Annotated in this window: 11 protein-coding genes and 1 tRNA gene; 11 read left to right on the top strand and 1 reads right to left on the bottom strand. The window is 66.0% G+C overall.

All coding sequences use genetic code 11. From position 1 onward, the window contains the following. Positions 1 to 504 (top strand): 5-(carboxyamino)imidazole ribonucleotide mutase, encoded by a 504-nt coding sequence (gene purE, locus ACO2Q2_RS15650; RefSeq protein WP_423257036.1) that lies wholly within the window; start codon positions 1 to 3, stop codon positions 502 to 504. Further along, positions 501 to 1658: a 5-(carboxyamino)imidazole ribonucleotide synthase gene (locus ACO2Q2_RS15645; RefSeq protein WP_423257034.1), complete on the top strand. Its 1158-nt coding sequence runs from the start codon at positions 501 to 503 to the stop codon at positions 1656 to 1658. The genes purE and ACO2Q2_RS15645 overlap by 4 nt, the downstream gene beginning before the upstream one ends. 77 nt (positions 1659 to 1735) lie before the next feature. Here ACO2Q2_RS15645 and sodB read toward each other — a convergent pair whose 3' ends face one another. Next, on the bottom strand, positions 1736 to 2314 hold the full coding sequence (sodB, locus tag ACO2Q2_RS15640; protein WP_423257032.1) for a superoxide dismutase [Fe]: 579 nt from the start codon (positions 2312 to 2314) through the stop codon (positions 1736 to 1738). 122 nt (positions 2315 to 2436) lie between these two features. Here sodB and grxD point away from each other — a divergent pair, with 122 nt between their 5' ends. From grxD to ACO2Q2_RS15595, 9 genes are all read left to right on the top strand, one after another. Next, positions 2437 to 2763 (top strand): Grx4 family monothiol glutaredoxin, encoded by a 327-nt coding sequence (gene grxD / locus ACO2Q2_RS15635; protein WP_423257086.1) that lies wholly within the window; start codon positions 2437 to 2439, stop codon positions 2761 to 2763. Positions 2764 to 2765: 2 nt separating this feature from the next. After that, positions 2766 to 3521 (top strand): SDR family NAD(P)-dependent oxidoreductase, encoded by a 756-nt coding sequence (locus tag ACO2Q2_RS15630; protein ID WP_423257030.1) that lies wholly within the window; start codon positions 2766 to 2768, stop codon positions 3519 to 3521. An 84-nt stretch (positions 3522 to 3605) separates the two neighbouring features. Then, positions 3606 to 4205, top strand: a complete 600-nt coding sequence (locus tag ACO2Q2_RS15625; RefSeq protein WP_423257028.1) for a YhgN family NAAT transporter — start codon at positions 3606 to 3608, stop codon at positions 4203 to 4205. A 74-nt stretch (positions 4206 to 4279) separates the two neighbouring features. Beyond that, complete coding sequence (locus tag ACO2Q2_RS15620; RefSeq protein WP_423257026.1) at positions 4280 to 5995, top strand: GNAT family N-acyltransferase; 1716 nt, start codon at positions 4280 to 4282, stop codon at positions 5993 to 5995. A 280-nt stretch (positions 5996 to 6275) separates the two neighbouring features. Next, positions 6276 to 9515, top strand: coding sequence for a TonB-dependent receptor (locus ACO2Q2_RS15615; RefSeq protein WP_423257024.1), 3240 nt, complete (start codon positions 6276 to 6278; stop codon positions 9513 to 9515). 153 nt (positions 9516 to 9668) lie between these two features. Next, complete coding sequence (gene ppnN, locus ACO2Q2_RS15610) at positions 9669 to 11069, top strand: nucleotide 5'-monophosphate nucleosidase PpnN (RefSeq protein WP_423257022.1); 1401 nt, start codon at positions 9669 to 9671, stop codon at positions 11067 to 11069. Between the two features lie 63 nt (positions 11070 to 11132). Further along, positions 11133 to 11209: transfer RNA gene (locus ACO2Q2_RS15605), tRNA-Asn, on the top strand. A 154-nt stretch (positions 11210 to 11363) separates the two neighbouring features. Next, positions 11364 to 11648, top strand: coding sequence for a DUF1778 domain-containing protein (locus ACO2Q2_RS15600; RefSeq protein WP_423257020.1), 285 nt, complete (start codon positions 11364 to 11366; stop codon positions 11646 to 11648). After that, entirely contained in the window at positions 11649 to 12152 is a 504-nt protein-coding gene (locus ACO2Q2_RS15595; protein ID WP_423257018.1) for a GNAT family N-acetyltransferase, read from the top strand. Positions 12153 to 12559 lie beyond the last annotated feature (407 nt).

Genomic DNA, 12559 nt, shown 5'->3' with positions numbered 1-12559 from the left:
ATGACGACAACTGCATTGCCGCCGCGCGTGGGCGTGGTCATGGGCTCCCGTTCGGACTGGGAGACCATGCAGCATGCCGCCGAGCTGCTGGCCGAGCTGGGCGTGGCCCACGAGGTGCAGGTGGTGTCGGCCCACCGCACCCCGGATCTGCTGTTCCGGTACGCCGAGCAGGCGGTGCAGCGTGGCATCCAGGTGATCGTCGCCGGCGCCGGCGGCGCGGCCCATCTGCCGGGCATGCTGGCCGCCAAGACCCGTCTTCCCGTATTCGGCGTGCCGGTGCAGTCCAAGGCGCTCAACGGCATGGACTCGCTGCTGTCGATCGCGCAGATGCCGGCGGGCATCCCGGTGGGCACGCTGGCGATCGGCCGGGCCGGAGCGGTGAACGCGGCGCTGCTCGCCTGCGCCGTACTCGCGCTGCACGATCCGGCACTGGCGCAGGCGCTCGACGCCTATCGCGAACGCCAGACCCGCAACGTGCTCGATCACCCGGACCCGCGCGCATGAACGAGCGTCGTCAGCCGGTGCTCGGGGTGTTGGGTGGCGGACAGCTGGCACGCATGCTGGCCATCGCCGGTGCGCCGCTGGGCGTGCAGGCACTGGTGGTCGACAGTTCCGCGGACGCTTGCGCCGGGCAGGTGGCGCCGCTGGTGGTGGCCGACTGGCACGACCACGCGGCACTGGCCGAATTTGCCGCCAAGGTCGATGTGGTGACCTTCGATTTCGAGAACGTGCCGGCCGACACCGCGCACTGGCTGGCCGAACGGGTGCCGGTGTTTCCGAATCCGCGGGCGCTGGCGGCGGCGCAGGATCGCCTGGCCGAGAAAACCCTGTTCCGCGAGTGCGGCCTGGCCACTCCGGAATTCGTGCCGGTGGACACGCGCGCGGATCTGGGCCGCGCGCTGGCCGTCACCGGCGCCCCGGCGATCCTCAAGACGCGGCGGCTGGGCTACGACGGCAAGGGCCAATTTCGTCTGCGAACCCTGGACGATGCCGACGCGGCGTGGGCGGCGTTGGGTGCGCAGGCCGCGGCGCACGGCCTGATCCTGGAAGCCTTCGTGCCGTTCGAGCGCGAGTTGTCGGTGCTGGCCGTGCGCGGTCGCGACGGCGAATTCCGCACCTGGCCGCTCACCCGCAACTGGCATACCGACGGCGTGCTCAGCCTGAGCCTGGCCCCGGCGCCGGACATCGACGCGCTGCAGCCGCGCGCCGCCGCGCTGGCGCGTACGCTCGCCGAACGACTCGACTACGTGGGCGTGTTCGCGCTGGAGTTGTTCGTGAAGGACGGCGAACTGCTCGGCAACGAGATGGCGCCCCGCGTGCACAACTCCGGGCACTGGACCATCGAAGGGGCCCACACCAGCCAGTTCGAGAATCACGTGCGCGCCGTGCTCGGCCTGCCGCTGGGCGACACCGGCGCGCGCGGCGCCTCGCTGATGTTCAACTGGATCGGCGCGCTGCCTGACCCCGCTCCGGTATTGCGTACCGTCGACGGCCATTGGCACGACTACGGCAAGCAGGCACGGCCGGGTCGCAAGGTCGGTCATGCGACGGTGTGCGCGCCAGATGCCTCGACGCTGGTGGAACGGGCCGAGGCGCTTGCCCGGGTGATCGGCTGGGAGCGGCCGGTGGCGGCCGTGCGTGGTGCCTTCGGCGACTGATCCGGGCGCGAGCGAACGGCGGGCACAAAAAAAGCGGAGCCGGTGACGGCTCCGCTTTTTCATGGGTGATAGCGAAATCAGGCCAGGTTCTTCGCCGCGAAGTCCCAGTTCACCAGGTTCCAGAACGCCTCCAGATACTTCGGGCGGGCGTTGCGGTAGTCGATGTAGTAGGCGTGTTCCCACACGTCGGCGGTGAACAGCGGCTTGTCGCTGCCGGTGATCGGCGTGGCGGCGTTCGACGTGTTGACGATGCCGAGCGAGCCGTCCGGACGCTGTACCAGCCAGGTCCAGCCGGAACCGAAATTGCCGGTGGCCGACTTGGTGAATTCCTCCTTGAATTTCTCGAACGAGCCGAACGCCTTGGTGATCGCGTCGGCCAGCTTGCCGCTCGGCTCGCCGCCGCCGCTGGGCTTCATCGAGTTCCAGTAGAACGTGTGGTTCCACACCTGGGCGGCGTTGTTGAACACGCCGCCTGAGGACTTCTTCACGATGTCTTCCAGGGGCGCATTCTCGAACTCGGTGCCCTTGATCAGGTTGTTGAGGTTGGTGACGTAGGCCTGGTGGTGCTTGCCGTAGTGGTACTCCAGCGTCTCGGCGGAGATATGCGGTTCGAGGGCATTCTTTTCGTAGGGCAGGGCGGGTAGTTCGATCGCCATGACTTTGGCTCCTTGACGTTGGCTTAAGAGGGGAATGGGCTTGCGTCCGCGCCCGAGCGGCGCCGGGGAAGCGGCTGATACACTAGCGCCTTGCCTGCATTGTAGTGATGAAATCCCGAGCTATGGACGTCAACGAACGAATCAGGGCCGTGCTCGCCGGGCACCCCATGGTGCTCTTCATGAAGGGCACGCCGCAGTATCCGATGTGCGGTTTCTCCAGCCGTGCAGTGCAGGCGATGCAGGCGGCGGGGGCGTCGTTCCATGCGGTGAACGTGCTGGCCGATCCGGAGATCCGCGCCGCGTTGCCGCACTACGCGAACTGGCCCACCTTCCCGCAGTTGTTCATCCAGGGCGAGCTGATCGGCGGCTGCGACATCATCGAAGACCTGCATGCCGCCGGCGAGCTGGAGCGCATGACCAGCGACGTGCTTGGGGCGCTGCACGGATGACGATGCCGCGAGTGACCGAGCGCGCGCCGCTGCCGGCCGCTGCGCTCGCCGGTCGGGTCGTGCTGGTCACCGGCGCCTGCGGCGGCCTGGGGACCGCCACGGCGAAGGCGGCGGCACGGGCCGGCGCCACGGTGATCATCACGGGGCGGCGCAAGCGCCAGCTGGAGCAGCTGTACGACGCGATGCTGCGGGAGCAACTGCACGAACCGGTGATCCACCCGATGGACATCGAGAGCGCCACGCCGGCCGACTACGAAGCCCTGGCCGACGGCATCGAACGCGACCTCGGGCGGCTCGATGGCATCGTGCATGCGGCGGTGAGCTTTCCCGGCCTCACGCCGCTGGCCATGCACAAGCCCGACCAGTTCCTGCGCGCGATGCACGTGAACGTGTCCGCGCCGTTCGCGCTCACCCAGGCGTGCCTGCCGCTGCTGGCGAAGGCGTCCGACAGCGCCGTGGTGTTCGTGCTGGACGATCCGGAGCTGCTCTCGCGGGCGCACTGGGGTGCCTACGGCGCCTCCAAGGCGGCGCTGGAGCGCATGGCCGAGATCCTGCATCAGGAGAACGACCGCGGCAGCGTGCGCGTGCAGTGCCTGCTGCCCGGACCGATGCGCACCGCGCTGCGCCGCGAGGCGTACTTCGGCGAGGATACGCTGCGCCATCCGCCGCCGGACGACGCGGCCGAGGCGGTGGTCCATCTGCTCAGTCCGCAGGGCGCCGCCGCACGCGGCGCGGTGCTGGATCTGCGCAAGGCCTGACCGGCCGCATTCGGCGCCCATCCGGGCGTTTCACCAAGACACGCGTCCTATCGAGACTCAGGGGTTGCATCCATGGAAGCGCAGATGACCACCTTGTCGGCGGGAATCCTGCTGTTCCTGATCATGGATCCGCTGGGCAACATCCCGTTCTTCCTGAGCCTGCTCAAGGACGTGCCGCCGCGCCGCCGCCGCGTGGTGATGGTGCGCGAGCTGCTGATCGCGCTGGGCGTGCTGCTGGGGTTCCTGGTCGGCGGGCAGCTGATCCTCAAGGCGCTGCAGCTGCGGCAGGAGTCGATCAGCATCGCCGGCGGCATCGTGCTGTTCCTGATCGGCATCCGCATGGTGTTTCCGCCGGCCGACGGCGGCGGCATCTTCGGCAAGCCGGGGCAGGGCGAGCCGTTCATCGTGCCGATGGCGATTCCCGGCGTGGCCGGCCCCTCGGCCATGGCGGCGCTGCTGCTGCTGACCAACACCCAGCCCGGCCGCACCGCCGACTGGGCGGTGGCGCTGGTGCTGGCATGGCTGGCCACCTCGGCGATCCTGCTCAGCTCCACCTACCTGTTCCGCTGGCTGGGCGAGAGCGTGCTCACCGCGCTGGAGCGGGTGATGGGCATGCTGCTGATCGCCCTGTCGGTGCAGATGTTCCTGGGCGGCGTGGCGGCTTACCTGCACCTGACTGTCTGAAATCCTCCGTAGGCCGGGCCGTCGAGCGGCTGTCATAATTGGGCGCCAGCATGCAGGCACTCCAGGGGACGGTCATGCTCAGCATCGATAAAAGCCTCGTCGAGCGCCTGCCGTGGCTCGCTCAGCACCCGCGTATCCTTCGGCCGGTGGCCGGCATGCTCGGCCGATTGGCCGACGAGGCCGGGTTCAACCGCGTGCTCCAGGCCGTGGGGGGCGTGCAGGGTCTGGCCTTCGTCGACCGCACGCTGGACGAACTGGGCGCCAGCTACCGGGTCAGCCCGCGCGAACGCGAGAACATTCCGGTCGACGGTCCATTGCTGGCGGTGGCGAACCATCCGCTGGGCATGCTCGATGCGCTGGCACTGCTGCATCTGGTCGGGTCGGTGCGGCCGGACGTGCGCATCCTTGGCAACGATTGGCTGGCGCTGGTGGAGCCGCTGCGTCCGCTGCTGCTCCCGGTGGACGTATTCGGCAAGGGCGCCGCGTCGAAGATGCGCAACATCTACCGCGCGCTGGACAACGGCGAGGCGCTGATCGTGTTTCCGGCCGGCGAGGTGTCGCGGCTGGGGCCTGGTGGGTTGCGCGATGGCGCGTGGTCCGATGGTTTCGCGCGGCTGGCCCTGCGCAGCAAGGCGCCGGTGCTGCCCATCCATGTCGCGGCGCGCAATTCGGCGATCTTCTACGGCGTGTCCATGTTCGCCAAGCCGCTGTCCACCGCCATGCTGCCGCGCGAGGCGGTGACCCTGGCGCGGCAGCAGCGCATCGGTTTCAGCGTCGGCGCGCTGGTGAGTGCGGAGGAACTGGCCCAGCGCAGCGGCGGCGATCCGGCACAGGCGGCCAAGCTGATGCGCCGCCACGTCTACCGGGTCGGCCGCCACCGCGGCCTGATCTTCGGCGGCCAGGCGCCGCTGGCGCACCCGGAGCCGACCGAGCGCTTGGTGGCCGGACTGGCTGCCGAGGCGGAAAAGCTGGCTGATCTCGCCGACGGCAAGCAGGTGCTGTTGCTGCAGGGCTCGGCCGACAGCGTCGTGCTGCGGGAAATCGGCCGCCTGCGCGAGCTCACGTTCCGCAAGGTCGGCGAGGGCACCGGCGCGCGCCGCGACCTGGACGCCTACGACGCGTATTACGAGCACCTGGTGCTGTGGGACCCCAAGGCGCTGCGCATCGTCGGCTCGTATCGCTTCGGGCACGGCGGGCGAATCATCGCCGAGCGCGGCATGGCGGCGCTCTACACCTCCAGCCTGTTCAATTACTCGCCGGCGCTGGAATCGCGGCTGGCGCAGGGCCTGGAACTGGGGCGCAGCTTCATCGCGCCGGCGTACTGGAAGTCCCGTGCGCTCGACCAGTTGTGGCAGGGCATCGGCCTGTATCTGCAGCGACATCCGGAACTTCGCTATCTATTCGGTCCGGTGAGCATGTCGGTCAAGCTGCCGCGCGAGGCGCGCGAATGGATCGCCGCAGCCCACCAGTACTATTTCGGGACGCCGGGGCTAGCATCGGCCCGCCAGCCGTTCGTGGTCTCCCAGGACGTCGTGCAGATGGTGCGTGAGGTGCTGTCCGGGCTGGAGCCCGCGGAGGGGTTGGGCAAGCTCAAGCACCATCTCGACGCCCTGGGCGTCAGCCTGCCGGTGCTTTATCGCCAGTACGTCGATCTGGTGGAGCCACGGGGCGTGCAGTTCCTCGATTTCGGCGAGGATCCCGGTTTTTCCGGTTGCGTCGATGGCCTGGTGATGCTGGATCTGGCCAATCTCAAGCCGGCCAAGCGGGCGCGCTACCTAGGCAGGGGCTGAGCGCTGGCGCATCCCCCATGGCAGCCCGACAGGCTCCCCGGGAGATGTTCCGTCCATGCAGTGAATTCGTTACAAATGTGTCATACACTGTCGTTAAACTCGGTTTAACAAACAGTTGGCAGGTGGGGTGGACCCGCCGCAACCCGTGTCACCGACACCAGCGTCACCAACATCCCGGGAAAAGCATCATCGTCCTCGACACCTGGCTGTGGCCGGGTCTTCGTACGTTCTTGCTTTCGGGTTTACCGATTTCCGTTGCGAACCATAGGGTCGATACCGAATGAACAATCGAATCCGTACCAAAGTCCTGCCGTTTGCCATTGCGAGCCTGCTGGCGACCGCGCCGGTGCTCGCCCAGAACGTGACCTCGTCGGCCGTCACCGGCCGCGTGCTGGACGCCCAGGGGCAGCCGGTTGCTGGCGCCACCGTGCAGATCGTGCACGAGCCGTCGGGTACCACCAAGGTGGTGACCACCGACAATGACGGTCGCTATGCCGCGCAGGGCCTGCGCGTGGGCGGTCCGTTCGACATCACCGCCTCGAAGGAAGGCGTGACCAGCGCCGAGCAGGACAACGTCTACCTGCAACTGGGCCAGACCTCCTCGATCAACCTGCAGGTGACCAGCGCCGCACAGGCGAAGAACCTCGGCGCGGTGACCGTGTCGGCCTCCGCCCTGGCGCAGACCTTCAACCCCGACAACAAGGGGCTGTCGACCAACGTGTCGCAGCGTGAGCTGGAGGCCACTCCGCAGGGCAACCGTTCGATCGACGACATCGCCCGCCTCGACCCGCGCATCAACGTCACCGACCAGGGCGACGGCTCGATCTCGGCGGCCGGTTTGCCCAACCGCTACAACAACATCAGCGTCGACGGCATTTCGCAGGGCGACCCGTTCGGCCTGAATGCCAACGGCCTGCCGTACCAGGGTTCGCCGATCTCGGTGGACACCATCGGTGAATACAACATCTCCACCGCCAACTTCGACGTGATTTCCGACACCGTCGGCGCCGACATCAATGCGGTGACCAAGTCGGGCACCAACGAATTCCATGGCTCGGTCTATTACGCCTATCGCAACGCCAACAAGCTGGTGGGCGACGCGGGCTGGCTGGACAGCAGCAATCCCGGCTACAAGTACACCGGCTACAAGCGCGACTGGACCGGCGGCATCACGCTGGGCGGCCCGATCGTGAAGGACAAGCTGTTCTTCTTCGTATCGGCCGAGCAGGAAAAGACCACAGGCATCGGCGCCGACTCGGCCAACGGCCTCGATCCCTCGCTGGGCAGCGGCGCGTCGACCTCCAACAAGATCTCCCCCGGAGATCTGCAGAAGGTGATCGACACGGCCAAGGCGCTGGGCCTGCAGCCGGGTACCTTCGGTGCCGGCAGCACCACGCTGGAAGACAAGCGCTACCTGGCCAAGCTGGACTGGAACATCTCCAACAACCACCGCGCCAGCCTGACCTACCAGTACACCAAGGAAACCCAGCCGATCGTGCAGGGCAACAGCTCGAACCAGATCGGTCTGAGCAGCTACTGGTACACCAAGAGCAGCCTGACCAAGAACACCGCGATCCAGTTCTATGACGACTGGACCGAGAACTTCTCCACCGAGGCGAAGATCAGCTATCAGTCGTTCGAGCAGCTGGCCGGCAATGCGATCAACCAGCCGCAGGTGAAGGTTTACCTGGATGCGTCCGGTCGTGGCCCGTCGGTGAACCTGGGCGAGGACCAATACCGCCACGAGAACGCGATCAGCACCAAGAAGTGGACCGCGTTCCTCGCTGGGACGCTGTATCTGGGCGACCACACCGTCAAGGGCGGCATCGACTACCAGCGCGACCAGATCTACAACCTGTTCGGTCGCACCGAGCACGGCAACTACACGTTCTACGGTCTGCAGAACTTTGCCAACGCCCAGTATGACTCGTACTTCCTGTACCAGCCGTCGGCCGGCTATACGCTCAGCGATGTGGCGGCCAAGTGGGTGTACAGCCAGTACAGCCCGTTCCTGCAGGACACCTGGCAGGTCAACGATGCGTTGTCGGTGACCTACGGCGTACGCGTGGACATTCCGCATGCGGACCACGCGCCGGTCTACAACGCCAAGTTCGAGCAGGCGTTCGGTTACCCGAACAACACCAAGCTCGGCACCAGGAACAAGGTGGTCGAACCGCGCTTCGCGTTCAACTACAGCTTCGACACCGAGCGCATGACCCAACTGCGCGGTGGCTTCGGCCTGTTCCAGACCTTCCCGCCGACCGTGTGGATGACCAATCCGTACCAGAACAACGGTCTGACGGTCACGAGCTATTCCTCGTTCGATCCGGCCAGCGCAGCGTTCAGCCCCGACCCGTACGCGCAGAACATCCCCACCAGCGCGCAGAACCCGCCAGCGGGCGTGGTCGACACGATCTCTCCGGACTTCAAGCTGCCGACCGTGTGGAAGGCCACGCTGGCGTTCGATCGCGAGCTGCCGTGGTGGGGCATGATCGGGTCGGTCGAGCTGCAGCACATCAAGGCGCGTAACGCCATCTTCTACCAGGCGATCAACATCGGCGCCCCGACCGGCTATCTGCCGGACGGCCGCGCACAGTACTGGAAGACCCCGGGTGAGAAGGCCAACAGTCGCGACGCGGCATACAACCGCAATCGGGCGTTTGCGCAGGATTCCACGCTGCTGACCAATACCAGCAAGGGCAAGTCAGACAGCCTGACCCTGGCTCTGTCCAAGCCGTTCTCCGACGACTGGTCCGGCAATGTGAGCTTCACGCTCAACCACGCCACCGAAGTCAATCCGGGCAACAGCTCGCAGGCATACTCCGGCTACAAGTACGTGGTGCGCAAGAACGCCAATGACGAAGTGGCCGGCATCGCCGACCGCAACATCGCCAAGACCGTCAAGGTGGCGTTGACCTGGCAGCACGCGTTCTTCGGCGACTACAAGACCTCGGTCTCGGCGTTCTACACCGGTCGCGACGGCAACCCGTACAGCTGGATCTTCTCCGGCGACGTCAATGGCGATGGCATCACGTACGAGGATCCGGCCTACATCCCGACCGTGAACGACCCGCTGGTCAGCTATGGCACGACCGATCCGAAGGTGGTCCAGCAGTTCCAGGACTACATTTCCAGCAACGATTACCTCAACAGCCACCGCGGTCAGATCGCCAACCGCAACGGCGCGCATTCACCGTGGATCAACCAGCTGGACATGAGCTTCTCGCAGGAAGTGCCGGGGATCTTCAAGGGCAACAAGGGCGTGCTGCGCCTGGATGTCTACAACTTCCTCAACCTGCTGGACAAGAACTGGGGCCAGACCACGTACACCCAGTACGGCACCCGCACGCTGGCCGGCTACAACGGCGTGAACGCGAACGGCCAGTACGTGTACTTCCTGCCGACGGACAAGAACGGCAACTACCAGCCGCAGCCGCTGATCCAGTACGACGCGGGCTCCAACCCGACCCGCGTGGTGTCGCGCTGGTCGGCGATGCTGACCCTGAGGTACACCTTCTGATCCTCTGACCGGGTCGTGACGCGAACCGAGCCGGCGCCCGCGAGGGCGCCGGCTTTCTATTGCCTTGACCGCGACATGAGGGCAGGGGATGCTTGGCGGTCCGCCACGGCGCTGCATGAGGCAGTGGGTCGTCAGCGGCAGGAGAGTTTGCGGATGAACGAGATTCACGCCGGCGTTGCCGGCAAGGCCGCCACCGTCAGCGCGCGCATTTCGCCCGCCGGTGGCCTGGACATTCTTTCGCGCAACGAAGTGGCGCGGCTGCGCGATGCCAGCGGTTCGGGCATGCACGCGCTGCTGCGACGCTGCGCACTGGCCGTGCTGACCTCGGGCAGCATGAGCGACGACCCGCGCTCGATGTTCGAGCAGTACCCCGAGTTTGACATCCAGGTACTGCAGCAGGATCGCGGCATCAAGATCGAGCTCACGCACGCACCGGCCCAGGCCTTCGTGGACGGCCAGATCATCCGCGGCATCAACGAACTGCTGGTGGCGGTGGTGCGCGACATCGTCTACGTGTCGACCCAGCTGGAGCAGGGCGGTTTCGATCTCGACGACACCGTGGGCCTGACCCACGCGGTGTTCGAGATCCTGCGCAACGCGCGCATCCTCAAGCCGCAGATCGACCCGAACCTGGTGGTGTGCTGGGGCGGCCACTCGATCTCGCGCGACGAATACGAATACACCAAGCAGGTGGGCTACCAGCTCGGCCTGCGCGGCATGGACATCTGTACGGGTTGTGGCCCGGGCGCGATGAAGGGGCCGATGAAGGGCGCCACCATCGCCCACGCCAAGCAGCGCCGACGCAACAACCGTTACATCGGCATCACCGAGCCGGGCATCATCGCGGCCGAGTCGCCCAATCCGATCGTCAACCAGCTGGTGATCATGCCGGACATCGAGAAGCGCCTGGAGGCCTTCGTGCGCATGGGCCACGGCATCATCGTGTTCCCCGGCGGCGTGGGCACGGCGGAGGAGATCCTCTACCTGCTGGGCATCCTGCTGCATCCGGACAACGCCGGTGTGCCGTTCCCGCTGATCTTCACCGGGCCGCGGCAGTCGGCCGCCTACTTCGAGCAGATCGATCGCTTCCTGCGGCTGACGCTGGGCGAGGAAGTGGCGCAGCACTACCAGATCGTGGTGGACGATCCGGCGGCGGTGGCGCGGGCGATGGTCAAGGGCGTGGACAAGGTGCGCAACCACCGCCTGGACAACAAGGATGCGTTCTTCTTCAACTGGGCGCTCAGCATCCCGTTCGCCTTCCAGGTGCCGTTCCGCCCGACCCACGAGGCGATGCGTTCGCTGGCGATCCATCGCGAGCGTCCGCGCCACGAGCTGGCCGCGGACCTGCGCCGGGCGTTTTCCGGCATCGTCGCCGGCAACGTCAAGGAGGAGGGCGTGCGCGCCATCGAACAGCACGGTCCGTTCGACATCGACGGCGAGGCGGACATCATGCGTTCGCTCGACGAACTGCTGCAGGCATTCGTGGCACAGCACCGCATGAAGCTGCCCGGCGGCACGGCTTACGAGCCCTGTTATCGGGTACGCGCGGCCTGAGCGAAAACGAGGTGGCCGGTGTCTTGACAGTCCCGGCCTCGCTCGACAAACTACGCAGCTCACGCCCGAATAGCTCAGCTGGTTAGAGCACTTGACTGTTAATCAGGGGGTCGTTGGTTCGAGTCCAACTTCGGGCGCCATATCTGACAGGGCCTTGCAGCGATGCAGGGCCTTGTTGCTTTTGGCTGTGTGTAAATTCGCGTGTAAAAAAGCCGGGGTTCGCTGGTCGGCGGGCTGGAGCCTGGTTGCTGCTGTACGGCAATTTGCCGTAGGATGGCTGCGGAGGTAACCCGCATGTCTGCCACAACGACTACAGCACGCCTTGAAGCCAGAATCAGCACCGAGCTGCGCTCGCAGCTGAAGCGCGCCGCTGAGCTTGAGGGGCGGACAGTGACAGACTTCGTCGTGTCTGCCGTCCGCGACGCGGCACGGCAGGCTATCGAGCGGGCCGAGGTCATCCGCTTGTCGCGGGCCGATCAGGAGTGCTTTGCTCAGGCGTTGCTGTCACCGCCTGGCCGCGCTCCCACACTGAAGCGAGCCTACGCGCGTCGAGCCAAGTTGCTGCGCAGCGCCGACTGAGTGCGTCGCGCACCATTCACGCTTGTGCGGTTGGACGCCGCACATCACGACCGGAAGGCTTTCGACTGCCGATCTGCCCCGCTGAATCATTACCTGCATGAGCAGGCTGGCCAGGATGTACGTCGTCGCATCGCCGCGTGTTTCGCGGCTATCGCCGAGGATGGCCGTATCGCGGGCTATTACACCTTGGCGTCGGCGAGCGTGTTGCTGGCTGATCTGCCCAAGAGTGTCAGCAAGAAGCTGCCACGCTACCCCACGGTGCCGGCAGTCCGGTTGGGGCGGCTGGCAGTTGACCACACATGCCAGGGTCAAGGGCTTGGCGGTGCGCTGCTGGCCGATGCACTGGAACGCGCGATCCGATCCGAAGTGGCGTCCTATGCGATGGTGGTGGACGCCAAGGATGACGCTGCCACGGCCTTCTACCGGCATCACGGCTTCATCGAGTTTCCCAGCTCGCCGCGCAAGCTTTTCCTGCCGCTGGCTGTAGCCGAGAAGACGAGGTGATTGCCGCCGCTTTGCGGTACACCGCTCAGCCCGCTGGCCTTTCGCTGGACTTTGCCAAGCTTCTGATTGCAAAACGCCTTTAGCTTTTCGGGCCTTCGTCAGGCTGCCAGGCTTTTTCCTGACATGTTGATTTGGCAACGAACTGTCAATCAGGGGGCGTCGAGTCCAACTTCGGGCGCCATCTTCAGCAAGAACGCCGGCCTTGCGCCGGCGTTCTTGCGTCCGGGGCGCGCCGCCGGCACGGGCGTTTGGCGACGGTCGCAGTAGGCGGGCGATTTTTCTCAGCCTCTCAGAGGGTGTCGACAAAATAAAACAAACCTGTAGAATCTGCCGTAGGTCTCACGAGCGGACGGTTCTCATGGAACAAAAGAAGCGCAGTGACGTAAAGCGCGGGCGCAAGCCGGCGT

Origin of the sequence: Dyella sp. KRB-257, from assembly GCF_049445995.1 — a bacterium.
In the GTDB taxonomy this organism is placed as follows: domain Bacteria; phylum Pseudomonadota; class Gammaproteobacteria; order Xanthomonadales; family Rhodanobacteraceae; genus Dyella_A.
The sequence above is the reverse complement of the archived record's forward strand: the minus strand, read 5'-3'. Positions and strand labels throughout refer to the sequence as shown.